Here is a 19,614-nt window from a genome sequence, read left to right as displayed (position 1 = left end):
CGGCCCAGCCTAGGTGGTCAGATCAGGTAGAGCGTCACGGTGGACCCCTTGGGGACCATCGTCCCGGCGTCGGGGTCCGTGCTCAGCACGAAGCCGAGGCCCAGGTACTGACCCGAGCGCTCGACGCGCACCCGGAAGCCCAGGGCCTCGAGCCGCTCCTCGGCGGAGTCCTTGCCCTGCGCGATGACCCGCGGCATCTCCACCAGCTCCGGTCCCTTGGAGACGGTCAGGGTCACGCCGTCGCCCCGGTAGAGCGTGCCGGCGGCGGGGCTCTGGCTGATGACGACGCCCTCGGCCACCTCGTCGTCGAAGACCCGCTCGACCGTGACCTCGAGCCCGGCTCCGGCGAGGGCCTTCTCGGCCCGGGATGCCTGGCGACCGGTCCAGTCCGTCACCTCGATCGGTCGACGCCCCTTGCTGACGACGACGTTGACTGCAGCGCTGGCCCGCACGGTCGTACCGGCCTTCGGGTTGCTGCGGATCACCTCGCCCTCGGCCACGGTCTCGCTCCAGCGTTCGACGGTACGTCCGAACTCGAGGTTCGTCTCCTCCAACGCGGCGCGCGCCTCGTCGACGGAGAGACCGGCGAGCCGCGGCACGTCGTAGCGCTCCGGACCGAGGGAGAGCGACAGGACCACCACGTCGCCGGGCAGCACCCGGTCACCCGGGGCGGGGTCGGTGGCGACCACGTCGTCGACCGGCACGTCCTCGCTGTGGGCGGCAGGGCCGACCTCCGCCTCGAGCCCGGCTTCCTCCAGCGCTGCCACCGCCTCGGCCTGGCCCAGGCCCAGCACCGACGGGGTGGTGGTGTAGCGCGCGAAGCCGAACCACCAGGCGCCCACGCCGATGCCCACCACGAGCAGCAGGGCGAGGAGGAGCAGGAGGGGGCCGCGGCGTCGGGGACGGCCGGGGGAGGTGGTCCTCGGCGCTGCACTCGGGGCCGGGAGACGACGGATCCGGTCGCCGCGCGGCGCCGGGGCGCTCGGGGCGGCAGGCTCGGACTCGGGCAACCGGATCTGCTGCGTGCGGTCGGTCACCGGGGGCTCGTCGACGATGGCGGCCAGCCCCTGGTCGTCGGCGGTGACCTCGACCGGGAGCGGTGCCGCCGGGGCGGTGGGACGCAGGTCGGCCTCGAGCTCGGCGTCCTGGCTCACGCCCTCCCGCAGGGCCTGCGCCACGCGACGCACCTGGTGCAGCAGGACCCCGGCGTCGGCGGGCCGCTGGTCGCGGTCGCGCGAGGTGGCCCGGGCGACGAGGGCATCGACGTACGCCGGCACCGACGGGACCGTCGCGGACGGCGCGGGAACGTCCTCGTGGACGTGCTTGTAGGCGACCTGGATCTGGCTCTCGCCCTCGTGGGGCTTGCGGCCGGTCAGCAGCTCGTAGAGCAGCACCCCGGCGGCGTACACGTCGGCCCGCGCGTCGGCCTGCCCGTGGACCACCACCTCCGGTGCGAGGTAGGAGACCGTGCCGATGACCACGCCGGTGGCGGTGTGGTTGCTGGTCGCGCTCACGGCCTTGGCGAGCCCGAAGTCGGCCACCTTCACGGTGGTGGTGTCGCCCTCGTCCCCGACCAGGACGTTCTCCGGCTTCACGTCGCGGTGCACCAGGCCGGCGCGGTGGGCCGCTGCGAGGGCGGCGAGCACCGGCTCGACGAGCGCCAGCGCCCGGGCCGGCGGCAGGGGAGCCTGCTCGCGCACGACGTCGCGCAGGGTGCGGCCGGGGACGTACTCCATGGCCAGGAAGACGGTGCCGTCGTCCTCGCCCTGGTCGTAGACCGCGACCACGTGGGGGTGGGAGAGCTGGGCGGCGGCTCGCGCCTCGCGGACGAAGCGGGCGGCGAAGTCACCGTCCTCGCCCAGCCCGGCGTGCATGACCTTGACGGCCACCACCCGTTCCAGGCGCAGGTCGACCGCCTCGTAGACGCTGGCCATCCCACCGCGGGCGACCCGCCGCTCGATGCGGTAGCGACCGTCGAGCACCCGGCCGAGCATCGGGTCCCGCGGGTCCACGACCGCACGCTGTCGCGTGTGTTCGTCTGACTCCACGGAAGTCCTCCGGTGGGTGGGTCGGGTGGGACGCGGCGGTGCCGCTCGCCCAATCGTAGTGAGGGCGCCCTCCGGGGGAGGTGTCGCTGTCCAGTTCGGGCGTGGCGCGACCGGGTGGCACCATGGTCGACATGAACGACGGACCCCTCGCCCAGGCAGACCTCGACGCGCTGGTGCCCACCTGGATCGACTGGGCCGGCGCGGCCTCCCAGCTCGGCGTCTCGGTCAGCCGGGTGCGCACGATGATCCGCGAGCACCAGCTGGCCGCCGCGGTGCCGCGGCCCGGCGCGGGACAGCAGGTTCCTGCCGACTTCATCCAGGACGGAGAGGTGGTCAAGGGGCTCCCCGGCCTGCTGACCGTCCTGCACGACGGTGGCTACGACGACCGTGAGTGCATCGCCTGGCTCTTCACCGACCTCGAGCTGCCCGGCCGGCCGATCGACGCGCTGCGGGAGAACCGCGGCTCCGAGGTCAAGCGTCGGGCCCAGTCGATGGCGTTCTGAGGTGGTGCGCCGGGCGCCCTTCACCCTCGTGGCGGCGCTGCTCGTCGGGCTGGTCCTGTGGTGGTCGCAGACGGGGGGCGGCTCCGACTCCCTGCCGTGGACGACCGAGACCGCCGAGGCACCTGCGCCGCAGGTCGAGGACCGAGGGCCGAGCACGATCGGGCCGGCGGACCCTGGCCTGCCGTCGGTGCGGCTGGCTGACCTGCCGCCCGAGGCCGCCGAGGTGGTCGCGCAGATCGATGCCGGTGGCCCCTTCGCCCACCCGGAGCACGACGGCTCCCGGTTCGGCAACTACGAGGGGCTGTTGCCGAACCGGCCGCGCGGTCACTACCGCGAGTACACGGTGCCGACGCCCGGGATCGACCACCGAGGCGCCCGCCGGATCGTCACCGGCGACCCGGAGGAGATGTACTGGACCGACGACCACTACCAGAGCTTCTCCCGGATCCTGCGATGAGCGACCCGGCCGACGTGCTGGCCGACCTGCTCGCCGGTCGGCTCCCGCCGGGGGTCCACCGCTGGAGCTCGGAGGCCGACGAGTCCGAGGTGGTGGCCGCCGCCGCCCGCGCCGGCTGGGCGTGCGCAGTGGTCGACGGCGCACGAGCCTCGTCGAAGTACCGTTTCCTCGCCGCCGTGGGCCGGGCGCTGCGGTTCCCCGGGACGTACGGGCAGAACCTCGACGCCCTCGCCGACCTGCTCGCCGACGTGCCCGGGCCGATCGTCCTGGTGTGGGAGGAGTGGGGCGCCCTCGCCGCGGCGGAACCGGGCACCTTCGCCGCGCTGGTGGACCTCTTCTCCGAGCGAGCAGCAGACCCGCGTCGCCCAGGCTTCGTCGTGCTCCTGCACGGTCGCGGTCCCGACGACACGGACTCCCCGGAGCGTCGACCGGACGCCTGAGGCGGCTCGTCCTCCTGGCTCGCCGTCCTCAGACCTTGCGCTGGGTCGCCGCTGCCGCCAAGGAGTGCAGCACCGCCGCCGCGCCGGGATCGAAGCCACCCGCGTCGAGCGCCGCCTCGGCCCTGGACGTCAGGGCCGTGATCATCGCCTCGACCTCGTCGCGCGCCCCGGTGCCGTCGATGAGGGCGCGCAGGCGTGCCACCCGCTCGTCGTCGAGCGCGCTGCCCAGGGCGGCATCGAGCTCGGCGGCCTCCGGCGCCTGCGCCCGGTCGAGCGTGAGCGCCACGAGCACCGTGCGCTTGCCCTCGACCAGGTCGTCACCCGCGGGCTTGCCCGTCGTGGAGGGGTCGCCGAAGACGCCGAGCAGGTCGTCGCGCAGCTGGAACGCCTCGCCGAGCGGCAGCCCGAACGCCGAGAGGGCCTCCAGCGTGGCCTCGTCCGCGCCCGCGAGCGCAGCTCCGACGTGCAGCGGTCGCTCGATGGAGTACTTCGCCGACTTGTAGCGGAGCACCGTCATGGCCGTGTCGACGTCGGCGCGCCCCCTGGCCTGCACCGAGACGTCGAGGAACTGTCCCACGATCACCTCGGTGCGGCAGAGGTCGAAGATCTCGAGCGCCCGCGACACTCGGTCGGCGGGCAGTCCGCAACGGCGCAGCAGCTCGTCGGCCCAGGCCAGCAGCAGGTCGCCGAGGAGGATGGCAGCCGCGGCACCGTACTGCTCGGAGTTGCCGGGCCAGCCCACGGCACGGTGCTCACCCTCGAAGGCCTTGTGGGTGGCGGGCCGTCCGCGACGGGTGTCGGAGGCGTCCATCAGGTCGTCGTGCACGAGGGCACTGGCCTGCAGCAGCTCGAGAGCCGCGCAGGCGCGCAGCAGGGAGGGTTCGTCGCGCACCTCGGGGTCGACGGCGCGGTGACCCCACCAGCAGAAGGCGGCCCGCAGGCGCTTGCCGCCCGTCAGGGCAGTACGCGCCTCCGCCAGGAGGCGGGCCGCGTCGGGGCCCAGGCCCGCCAGGCGGCCCTCCTGCTCGTCGAGGAAGTCGTCCAGCACTCCCTGGACAGCGGCACGGAAGGCCTCCACGTCCCAGCTCTGCTCGACGGGGACGGGGGCTGGGGTCTGGGGCGTCGACACGGTGCGAGCCTAGCCACCTGTCGCGGGGGTGCGCCTCAGGCAGGTCCCACGGACTGGGCCACGAGCGCCCCGGACAGTCCGGTGAAGGGCAGGCCCGATCCCGGGGTCGCGTGGGCTCCGGCGGCGTAGAGCCCGGCGACCGGCGTCGTGGGACCCCAACGACGGCGGAGCGTGGAGCGTCCTCGCCACTGGACGCCCAGGGGCGATCCGCCCCAGAGGGCCGTGAGGTCGGCGGGGGAGCGTTCCACCCGGGTCACCACCCGGTCGCGCAGGTCGACGCCCCGGGCAGCCAGCTCCGCCACCAGGTCGGTCCGCGCGTCACCGCGGTGCTGCACGGTGAGGACGGCGTGGTCCACCGGAGCCGTGCCGCCGTGGCGCAGCACGAGCGTGGACTCACCCCGGCCGCCGTGCAGCACGACCTCGCCGGAGTCGGCGACCCAGGGCGGCAGTGCGCCGGAGATCCCCAGGTGCGTGATCCGTGGCAGCGCCACCGGACGGGTGCCGCGGATCCAGGGGCGCAGGGCAGGGAACTGGCGGGGGTCGACGGCGCAGACGACCACGTCGGCCTCGAGCTCTCCGGCGTCGGTCCGCACGCCGCGCACCCGCGCGGAGCGCACGAGCACGTCCGTGACGGGGGTGGCGGTGTGGATCTCCACCTTGCGGGTGGTCAGTCGGCGCGCGAGGGCCTCGCCCAGGAGGGACAGTCCGCCGTCGACCGTCCAGGCTCCGAACTTCTGCTCGACGTAGGAGATCGTGCCCAGCCAGGCGGGCACCCGCCGTGGGTCGTGCCCGTCGGCGACGAAGGAGTGGGTCGCGACGGCGCGGGCGCGGGGGTCGTCGAGGTGGCGGGTGACGGCCTGGTGCAGCGTGGTGCGCGAACGCAGCAGCGCCGCGGCGTCGGGGTGGGCCAGGTCGGGGTCCCACGGGCGTTCGAGGTAGTCCTTGCGCAGCCGTTCCCAGGGTTCGGCCCACGAGTCGACGTATCCCACCCACGCCGCGCCCGACCCCGGGTGGAGCGCGTCGAAGGCGCGTTTCTGGGCCGCGCGGGAGCCGCCGGGGAGCGCCAGGGTGGCGCCGTCGGCGAAACGGTGGGTGCGAATGACCTCCACCGGAACGAGGTCGAGCTCTCGCTCGATCGGACGCCCCGACTTGCGGAACAGGTCACGGGTGACCGCCGGGAGCAGGGTCGTCGAGGGGCCGGTGTCGAAGGTGAAGTCGTCGACGGTGGTGCTGCCCAGGGCCCCACCGAGGGTGGAGGCGGCCTCGAGGAGGGTCACGGCGTGGCCGAGCTTGGCCAACCGGGCCGCGCTCGCCATGCCGGCGAACCCGCCGCCCACGACCACCACGCGCATGGGTCGAGGGTATCGGCGCGTCCGGGTCCTCGCGTCAGGGACTACTCGGCACCGATCACCCGGGCGAGGCTCTCGGCGTCGCGGCCGATCACGGTGGTGCCGTCGTCGGCGGTGATGATCGGACGCTGGATGGCACGCGGGTGGGCGACCAGGGCCTGCAGCCACTCCTCCCGGTGGTCCGGGTCACGGGGGAGGGTGATGCCGGCCTCGCGGGTCTCCCGGGGGCGGGCGAGGTCCCACGGTTCGACCCCGAGGCGGGCCACCACGTCGGCGAGCTCGGCATGGGTCGGGACGTCCTCGAGGTGGCGTCGCACGGTGTAGGCCACCCCGGCCTCGTCCAGGGTGCGGACTGCGGTGTGGCACTTGCTGCAGGCAGGGTTCAGCCAGATCTCCATGCACCCAGACTGCCAAGGAGCTGGGCAGGGTCCCGGCCGGGGGTGCGGGTGGACGCCGGTACCGTTGGCCCTGCGTCGACGGCCCGGACCCTCCAGGTCGCCGGGGTCGACGTGCCCGTGCCACCCACCCTTGGAGGACCCATGGTCGACAGGCCGTCCACGGTCGTGAACGCCCTGCGTGTCGTCGTGGCGCTCTCGGTGCTCTCCGGGGTGATCACCCTGCTGGCCTGGGTCTTCCGCACCGACCTGGTGCTCGCCTGGGCCGAGGGCAACGCCGGTGCGCGGCAGCTGCTGCGTGAAGGCGGCATCGAGGCGGTGGAGGAGAGCCTCAGCGTGCCGGGGTTCGTGCCGGTCATCGTCACCTCCTTCGTCGTGCTGCTGATGCTGCTCGGCGTGCTGTCGGTCTTCTTCCGTGAGGGCTTCACCTGGGCCCGGATCTGCCTGGCGACGATCGCCCTCTTCGGCGCCTTCCTGGCCGTGCTGAGCATCGCCAGCGGGATTCCGCCGCTCTTCGAGGTGCTCTCCGGGGTTGCGGTGCTGCTCTGCGTGCTGCTCCTGGGGCTCCTGCTCCACCCCAGCACCGGGCGTTACTGCCGCGAGACCTGACCGCACCTCCCGCTCCTTCGGGGGCGAGCACCGGGCCGACTCCGCACTCCGCGGGTCGGCCCTTCTGCATGCGTTCCTGCTTCGGGCTTGACCCGTTGTCGGTGGTCGGGTGTAGCGTTCGTTCTGTTCGAACACCTGTTCGAACTGGTGCGCGAGGAGGAGACCATGAGGCGGTACGACGACCCGGTGGAGGTCCTGCGGGCTCCCGTCCCCGACGGTGCCGGCGCGCCCGAGGCGCCTGCCCAGTTCCTGTGGCAGGGCCGACTCTGGAAGGTCCGCTCCGTGGTGGCGCACTGGGTCGAGACCGCGCCGTGGTGGCGTTCTCCCTCGGTCCGCGCCGTCGTCGACGCGGAGAAGGGGCCACAGGTGCACCAGGAGGTGCCGACCCAGCGCAGCTGGGAGGAGCTCCACGGCGAGCTGGTCGCCGAGCGGGAGCTGTGGCGGGTGGTTGCCGGACGTCCGGGCGACCCGCAGCAGGGAATGTCGAGCGGAGTCTTCGACCTCGCTCTTGACCGCGCCGAGGGCTGCTGGCAGCTCGTCGGATGCCAGGACTGAGACCGAGGAGAAGAGATGAGTTCCACGACGCGCCGTGCTCCCCACCGGCACACCCCCGACCTGCAGATGCTGCCGGCCGCCACCCACTCCTACCTGTCCCGCTCGGCCGCCTCGCTGCGGGAGGCGGTCATCGCCCCCGACGTGCCCACCCGGTACGCCTGTGCCCACGTCGCTGCCCTCCAGGCGGCGGCCGCACTGCTCGCCGCCCGGGCCCACCCCACGCCAGCTCGGCGCCGTCAGAAGAATGCCTGGATCCTGTTGGCCGAGGTGGCGCCCGAGTTCATCGAGTGGGCGACCTTCTTCGCTGCCGGGGCGGGCAAGCGGGCTGCGGCCGAGGCGGGCCTCTCCCGGTCGGTGAGCGAGCGTGAGGCCGACGACCTGGTGCGGGATGCCGACCGTTTCCTGGCGGTGGTGGAGTCGTCGCTGGGCCTGGTGCCCCACGTGTCCGAGGCATCGCAGCGGGGCTCGGCGCAGGCCGGATGGGCGGAGCGGAACGGTGTCGCGTGATCCCTTCGTCCACCTCCGGGTCGCGTCGGGCCACTCCTTGCAGTACGGCGCCTCCTCTCCCGCGGCATTGGTGGAGCAGGCCGACCAGTGGGGGATGGACCTTCTCGCGCTGACCGACCGTGACGGTCTCTACGGAGCGGTGAAGTTCGCGCGGGCTGCGTCCGCGGCCGGCATCCGTCCCGTGCTCGGTGTCGACCTGGCTGTGCGTCCGGCATCGGCCCCCACCCTGCGCCGTGGGAGGCAGCCGATCCGCGGCGGTGCCCACCGGGACCGGCGGTGGCCCCGGGTCACCGTCCTCGCGCGGGACCGGATCGGATGGGCCGCGCTCTGCCGCCTGGTCTCCGACGTCCACCTGGGGGGTGAGCGCGGGGCACCGGTGGCCGACCTCCCGACGATGGCTCCGCACCTGGCCGGTGGGCACCTCGTCGTGCTGCTCGGACCCGGGTCGGAGGTGGGGGCCTCCCTGGCGCTGCGTCGCGACGACGAGGCCCGTGACCACCTGGCCCGGTGGGCCCGCGCGGCGGGGCGGGAGAACCTGCGCGTCGAGCTGGTCTCGCACCGTCGGGGTGCCACCGAGCACGGCTGGGGTCCGGGCAGCACCCCGCACGCGGCCCGCATGGCCGGACTGGCCGAGGAGCAGGGAGTCGACACCGTGCTGAGCAACGCGGTGCGGCACGCCCGCCGCAGTGACGCCCCGGTGGTCGACGTGCTTGACGCAGCACGTCGCCTCGTCCCGCTCGACGCGCGGCACCTCGACCGGGCCAACGCGGAGGGCCACCTCAAGTCCGGCGCCCAGATGGCTGAGGTCGCTGACGAGATCTGTCGTGCCGCCGGCCACGGCGCCGACGGCGCCCGTCGTCTGTTGCGCCGGACCCGTGCCCTGGGGGAGGCGTGCGCGCTGGACCCTGCCGACGACCTGGGCATCGGTGGAGTCCACTTCCCGGAGTTCGAGGTGGTGCGCCGCAGCGACGTCACCGACCGTGGTGTCGGAGCGACCCCGGCCGACGCCCAGCTGCGCGCCCGGTGCGAGTCCGCGGTCGAGCGCCGCTACGGGGCCTCGCCCCGGCAGCGGATCTGGAAGCGGCTCGACGACGAGCTGTCGGTGATCGAGACCCTGGGCTACGCCTCCTACTTCCTCACGGTGGGGGAGGTGACCGACCTGGTGCGCGACATGGGCGTACGGTGCGCCGCCCGCGGCTCCGGGGCGGGGAGCCTGGTCAACTACCTCCTCGGGATCTCCGGTGTCGACCCCCTGCGCCACGACCTGCTCATGGAGCGGTTCCTGTCCCCGCTGCGCTCCTCGTTGCCCGACATCGACGTGGACGTCGACTCCGCCCGTCGCGCCGAGGTCTACGAGGCGATCCTGGAGCGGTTCGGGGGAGACCGGTGCGTCTGCGTCTCCATGACCGAGACCTACCGGGTGCGACATGCGGTCCGTGACGTCGGTGCCGCTCTCGGCCTCCCGCCGGGAGAGGTCGACGCGATCGCCAAGGCCTTCCCGCACGTCCGGGCGCGCGACGCCCGGGCCGCACTGCGTGACCTGCCCGAGCTCCGTTCCAGCGGCCTGGGCCACGAACGGCTCGACCTGATGTTCGCGCTCGTGGAGCGCCTCGACGGTCTGCCACGACACATCGCGGTCCATCCGTGCGGCGTCCTGCTCTCCGACGCGACACTGCTCGACCGGACCCCCGTGGAGGCCAGTGCGGCCGGTTATCCGATGAGCCAGTTCGACAAGGACGACGTCGAGGACCTGGGCCTGCTGAAGCTCGACGTGCTCGGCATCCGGATGCAGTCGGCGATGTCGCACGCCGTCGCCGAGATCCGGCGGGTCGACGGAGTCGAGGTCGACCTCGACGACGAGGAGCAGGTGCCGCTCGACGACCCCGCGACCTACGACCTGATCAGCAGTGCCAAGACCTTGGGGGTCTTCCAGATCGAGTCACCGGGGCAGCGTGAGCTCGTCGGCAAGTCCGGCATCGAGACGTTCGAGGAGGTGATCACCGACATCTCGCTCTTCCGGCCGGGGCCGGTCAAGAGCGACATGGTGACGCCCTACCTCGAGGCCAAGCAGGGGTGGCGTCCGGCGGTCTACCCGCACCCGGACCTGCGCCCGATCCTGGCGTCCACCCACGGTGTGGTCGTCTTCCACGAGCAGGTCATCGAGATCTTCGCCCGCCTCACCGGGATCACCTTCGCCGAGGCCGATGAGAAGCGTCGTGCCATGGGTAGCGTCGAGGGCGTGGAGCAGGTGCGGGAGTGGTTCCTGCCCGTGGTCCGTGCGCGCGGCTACGAGGAAGCCTTCGTCGACCGCATCTGGAAGGTCCTCGCTGCCTTCGCCTCCTTCGGTTTCTGCAAGGCCCACGCCGCGGCGTTCGCCCTGCCCACCTTCCAGTCCGCCTGGCTGAAGACGCACTGGCCTGCGCACTTCCTCGCCGGGGTCCTGACCCACGACCCCGGCATGTATCCGAAGCGGCTGATCCTCGACGACGCCCGGCAGTGCGGTGTCGGCGTGCTCCCGCTGGACGTCAACCTCTCCGCCAAGGAGTACGTCGTCGAACCCTCCGACGACCCGGCCGGGCACGCCATCCGACTGGCGCTGGGCGAGGTCAAGGGCATCAGCGACGCCGAGGTCGACCGGATCCTGGCGGCCCGTCCCTTCGTCTCCCTCGCCGACCTGTGGCAGCGGGCCAGGACCTCCCGGCCGGTGGTCGAACGGCTGGTCCTGGCAGGGGCCCTCGACCAGGTGCACGGCATCGCCGCCCCGGGGGCAGAGCTGGGTGCCCGGACCCGGACCACCCGTCGCGACCTGCTGCTGCGGGTGGCCGAGCTCGAACGGGGTGATCGCGCTGACCGCCGTCAGGGACGCGGACGCCGGACGGGGGTGCGCAGTGCGGCCTCCGCGGACGTCCGGGACCGGGCCGCTGCCCAGGTGCGTCCACCCCGGCCCGCTGCGCTCGAGTCGGTGCAGCTCTCCCTGGACGTGGAGGCCGACGTCGCCACCCCCAGCGGCCTGCCCGAGCTCAGCCTGGGCGAACGCACGGCGGCGGAGCTGGAGATCCTGGGCCTGGACGTGAGCAGCCACGTGCTCAGTGACCACGACGAGCTCCTCGACGCTCTCGGCGTGGTGCGCAGCCGCGACCTGCTGAGGTGCCGGAGTCGCAGCGAGGTCCTGGTGGCCGGGGTGAAGGTCGCCACCCAGACGCCACCGATCCGCTCGGGCCGTCGGGTGGTCTTCCTGACCCTGGACGACTCCACCGGCCCGGTCGACGCCACCTTCTTCGAGGACGCCCAGGGGCCGTGGGCCGGGACCGTCTTCTCCTCGTGGTTGCTGCTGGTGCGAGGGGTGGTGCGACGCACCGGGCACCGCGGCGTCTCGGTGCGGGCCACGGGTGCGTGGGCCCTTCCGGAGCTGCAGGCCCTCTGGTCCTCCGCGCCGTCCGCCGAGGCCGGCCTCGACGCGATGCGCGCACTGCTGGCACAGCCCCGCCGGGTCGAGGAGGGCGCTCCCAACCAGCGGCGGGTCCTGGTGCACAGCAGCGGCTTCCGGATGTCGCCCTACGCCGACATCGCTCCTGCCGACGTCGTCCTCGGTCCGGGTGGCGGCGTCCCGGCGCGCGGACTGTGGCACCGGAGCCCGGGGAGTCCCGGGTGACAGGGCGGTTCTTCGGCCTAGGGTGGAGGCCATGTCAGTCAGTGAGCGACGCAGCGCAGCCCGTTCCGCCGTCGTGTGGACCCAGCTCGAGTCCGCGCTGGCAGGTGCCGGCGCACGGGAGGTCCTCGACATCGGTGGCGGCACCGGGGGGTTCGCCGTCCGTGTGGCCTCGTTGGGCCACCGGGTCACGGTGGTCGACCCCAGCCCCGACGCCCTGGCGTCCCTGGGGCGTCGGGCGCGTGAGGAGGACGTCGACGTGGTGGGGGTCCAGGGTGACCTCTCGACCCTGGACGACCTGGTGGAGCCGGGCAGCGTCGACGTGGTGCTCTGCCACGGGGTGCTGGAGGTCGTCCCCGACCCCGTCCGGGCGCTGGGTGCCGTGGCCCGTGCCCTGCGGGAGGGCGGGACCCTCAGCGTCGTGGTCGCGCAGCGTCACGCGGCGGTCGTGGCCCGGGCGATGGCGGGTCACTTCGACCAGGCCCGTGAGCTGCTCGACGGTGACCCGAGCAGGGGAGAGTCCGGTCGTTCCCACCACCGCTTCACCGCCCAGGAGGTCACCGACCTGCTCCGGGAGGCCGGGTTCGACGTCGGTCCGGTGCACGCGGTCCGGGTCTTCGCTGACCTGGTCCCGGGCGCCCTCGTCGACCTCGAGCCCGGTGCAGGCGCAGCGCTGGCCGAGCTGGAGAAGGCCGTGGCCACGCGCCCTGAGTACCTCCCCCTCGCGACGCAGGTCCACGTCCTGGCCACTCGCTGATCCTCGCCCCGGCCACCACCGGGAGCGGTCGTGGTGAGCGGCGGTGGCGCGCACGGTGGTCGACGGGCCGCCACCCCGATCCTGCACGTCGACATGGACGCCTTCTACGCCTCCGTGGCGACCCGGGACCGCCCCGACCTGGACGGCCGCCCCGTCATCGTCGGAGGTGGGGGGCGCGGAGTGGTGCTGTCGGCCAACTACCTCGCCCGCGGCAGCGGCGTGCGCTCGGCGATGCCGATGACCCGTGCCCGACGTCTCTGCCCCGATGCGGTCGTGATCCCTCCAGACTTCGCTCTCGTGGAGCAGGTCTCCGGCTCGGTGATGGCGCTCTTCCGGCAGGTGACCCCCCTGGTCGAGGCGGTCTCGCTCGACGAGGCGTTCCTCGACGTGTCGGGCGCGGCGCGCCGTCTCGGCACTCCCGAGGAGATCGCCGAGAGGCTGCGGTCCGTCGTCCACGACGAGCAGCGCATCACCTGCTCGGTGGGGGTCGCCGCCACGCCCGTCGTGGCGAAGATGGCCAGCCGGCACGCCAAGCCGGACGGCGTGGTCGTGGTGCCTTCGGGTGAGGTGACCGCCTTCCTGCACCCTCTCGACGTGGGCGAGCTGTGGGGGGTGGGGGAACGAACGCGTGAACAGCTGCACCGCCTGGGCCTCTTCACCGTGGGGGACGTGGCCCACACCCCCGTCCAGACCGTGCAGCGCGCGCTGGGAGGTGTGCTCGGTGCCCGCGTCCACGCCCTGGCCTGGGGGGTGGACGGCAGGGTCGTGACTCCGCAGAGCGGCCCCCACGCCCCCGAACGCTCGACCGGGGCCGACCACACCTTCGACCGCGACGTCGACGACCCGGACGTGGTGGCGACCGAGCTGTTGCGGCTCAGTGCCCGGGTGACCGGACGGCTGCGCAGCGCCGGTCTGGCCGGGCGCACCGTGACGCTCAGGATCAGGTTCGCCGACTTCACCACGATCACCCGCTCACGCACGCTCCCGGAGGCCACCGACGTCACCGTCGAGGTCCATCGGACGGCCCTCGCCCTCTTCCGGGGCCTGGGTCTGCAGCGCGCCCGACTGCGATTGGTGGGGGTCCGGGTGGAGGGGTTGGTGCCACGATCCCAGGTGCACCACCAGCTGCAGCTGGGCGAACGTGAGCACGGGTGGTCCGAGGCGGAGCGTGCCATGGATCGGGCGACCCGGCGGTTCGGGGCGAGCGCGGTCCGCCCGGCCCGCCTGGTGCGTCACACCGGATGACGACGAATTTCGCCCGGCGGCTACCGTGGAGCAGAACCGCTGCCTAGACTTGATGTGCGGATGCTCCGCGCCTCGGACCATCGGGAGGAAACGTGCCACTCTCGGAAGAGGAGATGCGCCTGCTCGAGCAGATGGAGCGCGCTCTCGTCGAGGAGGACCCGAAGTTCGCGCACACGCTGCGCGGCACCGTCGCCCAGCAGGCCTCGCGCCGACGCGCCGTCATCGCCGGCGTGGTCTTCGCCGTGGGAGTCGCCGTGCTCATGACCGGAGCCGTCGCTGCCCTCCCCCTGGTGGGTGTCGCGGGATTCGTCATCATGCTCGTCTCCGCCACGGTCGCGGTGACGGCCCTGAAGTCGCCCGCCAAGGCGGCTCCCGCCGAGTTCCGCGAGACCACCCAGGGTTTCGGTGTCGTCGACGGCGGACGCCGTGGCGCCACCCGCAGCCGTCCCCGGTCCCGCTCGAAGCACTCGTTCATGGAGCGCATGGACGAGCGCTGGCGTCGTCGCCGGGACGGCTTCTGATCCACTCCCCGGTCCCGGTCAGGACCGAGGCCGCCTCATCAGTGAGCGCGGCCACCACTCGGCGCGCCAGCGGTCGAGACGCCCGCGCCGAGCGCTGAGCGCCTCCACGAGGGCGCGCAGGTCGTGCTCCGACCCCGTGGTCGCGGCGGTCATGACACCACCGCTGCCCGGACGGGCGAAGCGCTGCTCCTCCACCCCCACGACCAGGCGTTCGAGCTGCTCAGCCGCTCCGGTCCCGGACAGCGTGCTCCCGCCCCCGTCGTCCTCGGCTCCCAGCCACTCGGCCACGACTGCGCCCGTCGCGCGTGGCGAGCGTCCGGTCGGCCAGGTGTGGCCCAGGTCGACCGCGCTGTCACGCAGCTCCTCCCAGAGCTCCTCCACCTCGGCGACGGCGAGGCGTCCCGCCCTCCGGCGCCGACGCAGCCAGCGCGGAGTCACCACGACCACGGCGAGCAGCGTCAGCGCCGCGGTCCACCGCAGCACGGTGCCCCACTCGACACCGCCGTCGTCGGTGTCGTCCGCCGCCGTGGTCGGCGTGGGCTCCTGTCGATCAGGGGCCCGGGTCGGGGCGGTGGTGGGCTCGGCGCTCTCCGAGGCCGAGGGTGAGGGCGTGGTGGGGGCAGGCTCCTGCTCCTCGGTGTAGTCCGGCACCCCGGGCGCCCGCGAGGCGGGAGTCGGTTCGAAGCGCACCCATCCCGAACCGGGGAAGTACAGCTCCGGCCAGGCGTGCAGGTCGTGGGAGGAGAACTCCCACTGCGTGACCCCGACGCGTCGGGGCTCGAGGAAGCCGACCGCGACGCGTGAGGGGATGTCGAGGGTGCGCGCCATCACCGCCATGGCCGCGGCGAACTGCTCGCAGTAACCCACACGACCCTCGGGGGAGAGGAACTCCGCCAGAGCTTCGTTGTCCACCGTCTCGACCTGGTCGAGGCTGTAGTCGAACTCCGACCTGAACCAGTCCTGCAGCGCCAGCGCCTGGTCGAAGCGGTTGGTCTCGTCGGCGGTCACCTCGCGGGCCCACGTCCGTACGCTGCGGGGCAGGTCCTCGGGCAGGGAGCTGAAGACGCTGGGCACCTCGCCCACACCGCTGGGCGCCTCCTCCAGCATGGCGCGGTTGTACTCCAGGTCGACGCCGGTCGTGGTCCAGGTCTCGCCCGCCGTGGTGAGGTCGGTGTCATAGCTGGCCACGTCCGTGGTCTGCCGGTCCCACCGCCAGTCGCCGCTGACCTCCACGCCCGACGTCAGCGGCATCAGCGGCAGCCAGCGGCTCCGCAGCGCGTAGGACGCGGTGAGGACGAGCTCTCGTTCCGTGCGCTTCAGCAGGGGGTCGACACCGACCAGCGGAAGCTCGCTGCCGTCGCGGGGGAGGGCGACCGCGCTGCGCTCCCCGGCGCTCCACTCGGTGCCGTCGAACTCCGGCAGCACGGCGTGGCGGAGGTAGGTGGGCCGGCGGGGCGAGTCCACCGTGAGCAGGCTGATGTCGGCACCCCGGTCCAGGTCGCGGCGCATGTCGACCAGTGGGCTGGTCAACGAGACCGCGCCCGTGGAGCCCGCACCGGGTGTCCAGGGTCGGATCGGCGAGTCCGGCACCAGGGCCGTCAGCACCGACCCCAGCCCCATGGCGAGGACCACGGCCACCACGCCGATGCGCACTGCCGGGACCACCCCGCGTACGCCCGCTCGCTGTGCCCCCGCCCGCTGTGCCCCCGCCCGCGGTGCGCGGGCCGCCACGGGCTCGAGGGTCGCTGCTGCACCGGTCGACTCGCGGCGCCGCGCGTGGAGGCTGCCCCATCGCAGGACCAGGTCGTCGGCGTCGAGGTGCAGGAGGGTGAGGAACCCAGCGGCCACCAGGCAGAAGACCCACCAGCGCACCTCGACGGCCAGGTTGGCCGGCACGAGGTGGAGCGCCAGCACCACCAGGGCGCTCAACGCCACCCGCCGCCAGGAGAGCGCGAGCAGGTCCACCACGACCGCCGAGACCGCGCCGACGACCAGGAAGAGCGGCCAGACCGGTGGCACGTCAGGAGGCACCGGAGCGGCGTAGGTCCTGGCCGAGGTGGTGCTCTCGGAGAGGACCACCCAGAACTCCGACCACTGCGTCCCCGTCGTGAGGACGAGCACGACGGCGCCGGTGAGGAGGAAGTGCAGGAGCAGCACGCCGAGCCCGGGCACGCGGGCCCACCGGGCCGTGCCCCCGGTCACCCCGACGACGACCGCCACGAGGAGCAGGGGCAGCTCGTGGTCGGGACGCTCGAGCAACGGGCTCCACGCCAGCATGCAGGCCCACGCCGTCAGACCGGCGACCAGGCCGGCCAGCAGGGCGCGGGGGTAGGAGACGACGCCCGCACTCATCGGCACACCTGCTGCCAGATGGCGTCGAGGTCATCCCTGGGCCCCAGCGAGGCGGCGCGCCACCGGTGGCCGGTCAGGACCCGGACCCGGGAGGACGGGTCGCCGGCCGCACCCTCACGGGCTCGTCCGGAGTGCCACGCGTCCACGTCGAGCACCAAGGCACTGGGCGCGGGGTCCAGACGCTCGATCCGGGCCAACGCCTCCCGGTCCTCGCTGGCTGCGGCTCCCAGGACGGCCACCACGCGCGTGCCGTTGGGCACCTCGCGCACCCAGGTGGTGTCGAGTCGCTCGAAGGGGTCCAGGCCCACTCCGGCCAGCTGTTCGAGCACGTCGGCGATCCGGGCCCCGAAGGGCTGGTCGGAGGTGGGGGGTAACGGCAGCAGGCCGGCCGCCGTGGCGACCTGGAGCTCGTGGCCGGCGTCGGTCAGGTGGAGCGCGAGCGAGGCGGTGATGCTCACTGCCGTCTCGAAGGACGAGGCGGCCCCCCTCCCGCGGTGGGCGCCCGAGCGGGAGTCGAGCACGATCACCGTGCGGGCCTGCCAGGGCTGCTCCTCGCGCCGCACCATGAGCTCGCCGGTGCGCGCCGAGGAGGGCCAGTGGATCCGGCGCACGTCGTCACCCTGCTGGTAGTCACGCACGGTGACGTCCTCGGCCTGGCCGACCGAGAAGGAGCGCGGGCGACTGTGGCCCGAACCCGCCCAGGCGCGAGCGGGACCCTGCCCGCTCAGCGAGTAGGTCCTGGGGGTGGCGACGAGTGGGGCGGTGGTGTGGAAGGTCCGGCCGAGCTCGACCATGCCGAAGGGATCGGTGACCCGCATGGTGAGGGGGCCGACGACGTGGTGGCCGCGCACCTCCGGTCGCACCGTGTAGGTCAGGTCGCGCTGCCACGCGCCCCGCGCATCGTCGACGACGAACCGGGGCCGCTCGCCCAGGGCGTACGGCACGACCTCCTCGAGCAGGAGCGTGCCCGAGGGCAGGCGCCCGTCGTGCTCGAGGTGCAGGCGCACGGCGGCGGACTGCCCAGCCGTGACCAGTCGGGGCGTGACCTCGCGGTGCAGGGTGAGTCGGGTGGGGGCCCTCCCCACGGTCGCCGCGGCGCAGAGAGGCACCAGTGCGGCGAGAAGGCCGAGCTGGATCATCGCCCACTGACCCAGGACCAGGCCGCAGACCACCGTGGTGGTCCCTGCGGCCAGGAAGGTCCGGCCCCGGGTGGTCAGGGACGAGAGTGCGTCACGCACCGGGGGAGTCCGGGACCCTGACCTGCTCGAGGAGGTCGTGGAGGACGGACACGACGCTGCGCCCGCTGCGCGCGGCCTCGGGGCTGGGCAGCAGCCGGTGGGTCAGCACCACCGGCGCCAGGGCGCGCAGGTCGTCGGGCAGGACGTAGTCACGACCGGACATCGCCGCGACCGCCTTGCCGGCGCGCACCAGGTGGAGGGTGGCGCGCGGTGACGCCCCGAGCCGGATGTCGGGGGAGGTGCGGGTGGCGGTCGTGATGCCCACCGCGTACTGCTGGACGGCGGGGGAGACGTACACCTGGTTGACCACCGCGATCATCTTGCGGACCTCGGCGACGTCGGTGACCGGCTCGAGGAGGTCCAGGGGGTTGGCCGAGGTGTGCCCCTGCAGCATGGCGAGCTCGGCCTCGGGCACGGGGTAACCCATGGAGACCTTCGCCATGAAGCGGTCGCGCTGGGCCTCCGGCAATGCGTAGGTGCCCTCCATCTCGACGGGGTTCTGGGTGGCCACCACCAGGAAGGGAGCCTCCAGGGGCCACGTGGCGTTGTCGACCGTGACCTGGCGCTCCTCCATGCACTCCAGGAGGGCCGACTGTGTCTTGGGGGAGGCGCGGTTGATCTCGTCGCCCACCACGATGTTGGCGAAGACCCCGCCGGGGCGGAACTCGAACTCACCCGTGCTCCGGTTCCAGATGGAGACGCCGGTGACGTCGGAGGGCAGCAGGTCGGGCGTGAACTGGATGCGGCGCACCGTGCCGTCGATGCTGCGTGCCAGCGCCTTGCTGAGCATGGTCTTGCCCACCCCGGGCACGTCCTCGATGAGCAGGTGCCCCTCGGCGAGCAGCACGACCAGCGCCGTGTCGACGACCGACGTCTTGCCGGAGATGACGCGCTCCACGTTGGCGCGCAGGCGGTCGGTGACCTGTCGCAGGGTGTCGAGGTTGCCGGCGGGGTCAGGCATGGTCACGCGTGGGTCTCCTCGGGGAACGTGCCGCTTCGTCGCGGGGTGCTGGCTCAACCGTAGTCGCCGGGTGCACGATCCGGGCCCGGGTCGGGCCTGATGCCCCCGGGGCGTCACGGGTCCTCCACGGCGCTCCACCTGTGGGTCACTTCCTCCACCTGCGCTCCACCCACGCTCCCCAGCGCGGTGATTCGGCCGTGATGACGGCTCCCAACGTGCCTGTGACCTGCACGTTTGCTCCCCCGTCCTCCATCGGGACGCCCGCAGCCCCGGTCGTGGCCCGTGTCGCCCGCGGCTGGTCGCCGCGCAAAACGACGCCGTGAAGTGTCGAAAGATGGTTGTAAGTGGAGGATCGTGGGGTACTGTGGTGGAAAGTGGTGGAAGGGTGGATCCCAGGGGAGGTGCCGGATGTTCTTCGGCACCTACACGCCCAAGATCGACGACAAGGGTCGGCTCTTCCTCCCGGCAAAGTTCAGAGAGGAATTGGCGGAAGGACTCGTCGTGACCAGGGGGCAGGAGCGCTGCCTCACGATCTGGTCGCTCGAGGACTTCACGAAGCTCACCGAACGCCTCCAGCAGGCTCCGGTAACCAACAAGGGGACCCGTGACTACGTCCGCATGCTGTTCGCGGCGGCGAGCCAGGAGGTCCCCGACAAGCAGGGCCGGATCTCCATCCCGCCGGTCCTGCGGGAGTACGCCTCACTGCGCAAGGACGTGGTGGTCATCGGCTCGATGAACCGCATCGAGATCTGGGACCCGGCCTCCTGGCAGCAGTACAGCGAGGAGCAGGAGCAGGTCTTCTCCGACCTCAGCGACGAGGTCTTCCCCGGCATCTGAACCAGCAGCACCCAGCACCACCGAGCACGACAGCAGGACAGCAGAACTCACAAGTCAACAGT

At 73.0% G+C, this 19,614-nt stretch carries 18 protein-coding genes and 1 pseudogene; 12 read left to right on the top strand and 7 right to left on the bottom strand.

Annotated elements, in window-relative coordinates; translation table 11 throughout:
* Window positions 1-17: 17 nt before the first annotated feature.
* Complete coding sequence (gene pknB / locus IEQ44_RS01125) at window positions 18-2,048, bottom strand: Stk1 family PASTA domain-containing Ser/Thr kinase (protein ID WP_319804408.1); 2,031 nt, start codon at window positions 2,046-2,048, stop codon at window positions 18-20.
* Between the two features lie 101 nt (window positions 2,049-2,149).
* Here pknB and IEQ44_RS01120 point away from each other — a divergent pair, with 101 nt between their 5' ends.
* The 3 genes from IEQ44_RS01120 to IEQ44_RS01110 are packed head-to-tail and all read left to right on the top strand — an operon-like array spanning window position 2,150 to window position 3,448.
* Window positions 2,150-2,551 carry an Rv2175c family DNA-binding protein gene (locus tag IEQ44_RS01120; protein ID WP_319804407.1) on the top strand — a complete coding sequence of 134 codons (402 nt, stop codon included), beginning with the start codon at window positions 2,150-2,152 and terminating at the stop codon, window positions 2,549-2,551.
* 1 nt (window position 2,552) lies between these two features.
* Entirely contained in the window at window positions 2,553-3,008 is a 456-nt protein-coding gene (locus IEQ44_RS01115; RefSeq protein WP_319804406.1) for a guanyl-specific ribonuclease, read from the top strand.
* On the top strand, window positions 3,005-3,448 hold the full coding sequence (locus IEQ44_RS01110; protein ID WP_193636571.1) for a barstar family protein: 444 nt from the start codon (window positions 3,005-3,007) through the stop codon (window positions 3,446-3,448). Before IEQ44_RS01115 ends, IEQ44_RS01110 begins: the two co-directional genes overlap by 4 nt.
* Before the next feature lie 28 nt (window positions 3,449-3,476).
* On the opposite strand, the gene IEQ44_RS01105 is transcribed toward IEQ44_RS01110, so the two are convergent.
* From IEQ44_RS01105 to IEQ44_RS01095, 3 genes and pseudogenes are all read right to left on the bottom strand, one after another.
* Window positions 3,477-4,577 (bottom strand): polyprenyl synthetase family protein, encoded by a 1,101-nt coding sequence (locus IEQ44_RS01105; protein WP_193636570.1) that lies wholly within the window; start codon window positions 4,575-4,577, stop codon window positions 3,477-3,479.
* 35 nt (window positions 4,578-4,612) lie between these two features.
* A pseudogene (locus tag IEQ44_RS01100) lies at window positions 4,613-5,947 on the bottom strand (phytoene desaturase family protein); the annotation flags it as partial.
* Between the two features lie 23 nt (window positions 5,948-5,970).
* Window positions 5,971-6,324, bottom strand: a complete 354-nt coding sequence (locus IEQ44_RS01095; RefSeq protein WP_193636568.1) for an ArsC/Spx/MgsR family protein — start codon at window positions 6,322-6,324, stop codon at window positions 5,971-5,973.
* 48 nt (window positions 6,325-6,372) lie between these two features.
* On the opposite strand from IEQ44_RS01095, the gene IEQ44_RS01090 reads away from it, so the two are divergent.
* The 7 genes from IEQ44_RS01090 (at window position 6,373) to IEQ44_RS01060 (ending at window position 14,164) form a co-directional block, all read left to right on the top strand.
* A complete protein-coding gene (locus IEQ44_RS01090) occupies window positions 6,373-6,930 on the top strand; it encodes a hypothetical protein (RefSeq protein WP_193636567.1) in 558 nt (185 codons plus the stop codon).
* 165 nt (window positions 6,931-7,095) lie between these two features.
* Window positions 7,096-7,485, top strand: coding sequence for a DUF6504 family protein (locus IEQ44_RS01085; protein WP_193636566.1), 390 nt, complete (start codon window positions 7,096-7,098; stop codon window positions 7,483-7,485).
* 15 nt (window positions 7,486-7,500) lie between these two features.
* Window positions 7,501-7,992: an SAV_6107 family HEPN domain-containing protein gene (locus IEQ44_RS01080; protein WP_227486654.1), complete on the top strand. Its 492-nt coding sequence runs from the start codon at window positions 7,501-7,503 to the stop codon at window positions 7,990-7,992.
* Window positions 7,982-11,644 carry a DNA polymerase III subunit alpha gene (locus IEQ44_RS01075; RefSeq protein WP_319804405.1) on the top strand — a complete coding sequence of 1,221 codons (3,663 nt, stop codon included), beginning with the start codon at window positions 7,982-7,984 and terminating at the stop codon, window positions 11,642-11,644. Before IEQ44_RS01080 ends, IEQ44_RS01075 begins: the two co-directional genes overlap by 11 nt.
* Before the next feature lie 31 nt (window positions 11,645-11,675).
* On the top strand, window positions 11,676-12,398 hold the full coding sequence (locus IEQ44_RS01070; RefSeq protein WP_193636564.1) for a class I SAM-dependent methyltransferase: 723 nt from the start codon (window positions 11,676-11,678) through the stop codon (window positions 12,396-12,398).
* A 33-nt stretch (window positions 12,399-12,431) separates the two neighbouring features.
* Window positions 12,432-13,643, top strand: a complete 1,212-nt coding sequence (gene dinB / locus IEQ44_RS01065; protein ID WP_319804404.1) for a DNA polymerase IV — start codon at window positions 12,432-12,434, stop codon at window positions 13,641-13,643.
* Window positions 13,644-13,735: 92 nt separating this feature from the next.
* Window positions 13,736-14,164, top strand: coding sequence for an SCO2097 family morphological protein (locus IEQ44_RS01060; protein WP_193636563.1), 429 nt, complete (start codon window positions 13,736-13,738; stop codon window positions 14,162-14,164).
* An 18-nt stretch (window positions 14,165-14,182) separates the two neighbouring features.
* Here IEQ44_RS01060 and IEQ44_RS01055 read toward each other — a convergent pair whose 3' ends face one another.
* Genes IEQ44_RS01055 through IEQ44_RS01045 form a run of 3 tightly spaced genes read right to left on the bottom strand, consistent with a single transcriptional unit; the run spans window position 14,183 to window position 18,715 of the window.
* Window positions 14,183-16,516, bottom strand: coding sequence for a transglutaminase TgpA family protein (locus tag IEQ44_RS01055; protein WP_193636562.1), 2,334 nt, complete (start codon window positions 16,514-16,516; stop codon window positions 14,183-14,185).
* Window positions 16,513-17,754 (bottom strand): DUF58 domain-containing protein, encoded by a 1,242-nt coding sequence (locus IEQ44_RS17775; protein ID WP_193636561.1) that lies wholly within the window; start codon window positions 17,752-17,754, stop codon window positions 16,513-16,515. Before IEQ44_RS17775 ends, IEQ44_RS01055 begins: the two co-directional genes overlap by 4 nt.
* Window positions 17,747-18,715, bottom strand: coding sequence for an AAA family ATPase (locus IEQ44_RS01045; RefSeq protein WP_193636729.1), 969 nt, complete (start codon window positions 18,713-18,715; stop codon window positions 17,747-17,749). The genes IEQ44_RS17775 and IEQ44_RS01045 overlap by 8 nt, the downstream gene beginning before the upstream one ends.
* Window positions 18,716-18,723: 8 nt before the next feature.
* On the opposite strand from IEQ44_RS01045, the gene IEQ44_RS01040 reads away from it, so the two are divergent.
* Window positions 18,724-19,038 carry a hypothetical protein gene (locus IEQ44_RS01040; RefSeq protein ID WP_193636560.1) on the top strand — a complete coding sequence of 105 codons (315 nt, stop codon included), beginning with the start codon at window positions 18,724-18,726 and terminating at the stop codon, window positions 19,036-19,038.
* Window positions 19,039-19,123: 85 nt separating this feature from the next.
* The gene (mraZ, locus tag IEQ44_RS01035) at window positions 19,124-19,552 is read left to right on the top strand and encodes a division/cell wall cluster transcriptional repressor MraZ (protein WP_193636559.1); all 429 of its coding nucleotides are present in this window, start codon (window positions 19,124-19,126) and stop codon (window positions 19,550-19,552) included.
* The last annotated feature ends 62 nt before the right edge of the window (window positions 19,553-19,614 follow it).

This window comes from Nocardioides malaquae (assembly GCF_015070385.1).
Lineage (GTDB): Bacteria > Actinomycetota > Actinomycetes > Propionibacteriales > Nocardioidaceae > Nocardioides > Nocardioides malaquae.
Note: the sequence above shows the minus strand (reverse complement) of the source record. Positions and strands in the feature narration are given on the sequence as shown.

Coding starts and splice junctions, on each gene's coding strand:
- IEQ44_RS01110 (WP_193636571.1), top strand. CDS start 3,005: ATGAGCGACCCGGCCGACGTGCTGGCCGACCTGCTCGCCGGTCGGCTC.
- IEQ44_RS01095 (WP_193636568.1), bottom strand. CDS start 6,324: ATGGAGATCTGGCTGAACCCTGCCTGCAGCAAGTGCCACACCGCAGTC.
- IEQ44_RS01085 (WP_193636566.1), top strand. CDS start 7,096: ATGAGGCGGTACGACGACCCGGTGGAGGTCCTGCGGGCTCCCGTCCCC.
- IEQ44_RS01080 (WP_227486654.1), top strand. CDS start 7,501: ATGAGTTCCACGACGCGCCGTGCTCCCCACCGGCACACCCCCGACCTG.
- IEQ44_RS01070 (WP_193636564.1), top strand. CDS start 11,676: ATGTCAGTCAGTGAGCGACGCAGCGCAGCCCGTTCCGCCGTCGTGTGG.
- IEQ44_RS01055 (WP_193636562.1), bottom strand. CDS start 16,516: ATGAGTGCGGGCGTCGTCTCCTACCCCCGCGCCCTGCTGGCCGGCCTG.
- IEQ44_RS01045 (WP_193636729.1), bottom strand. CDS start 18,715: ATGCCTGACCCCGCCGGCAACCTCGACACCCTGCGACAGGTCACCGAC.
- mraZ (WP_193636559.1), top strand. CDS start 19,124: ATGTTCTTCGGCACCTACACGCCCAAGATCGACGACAAGGGTCGGCTC.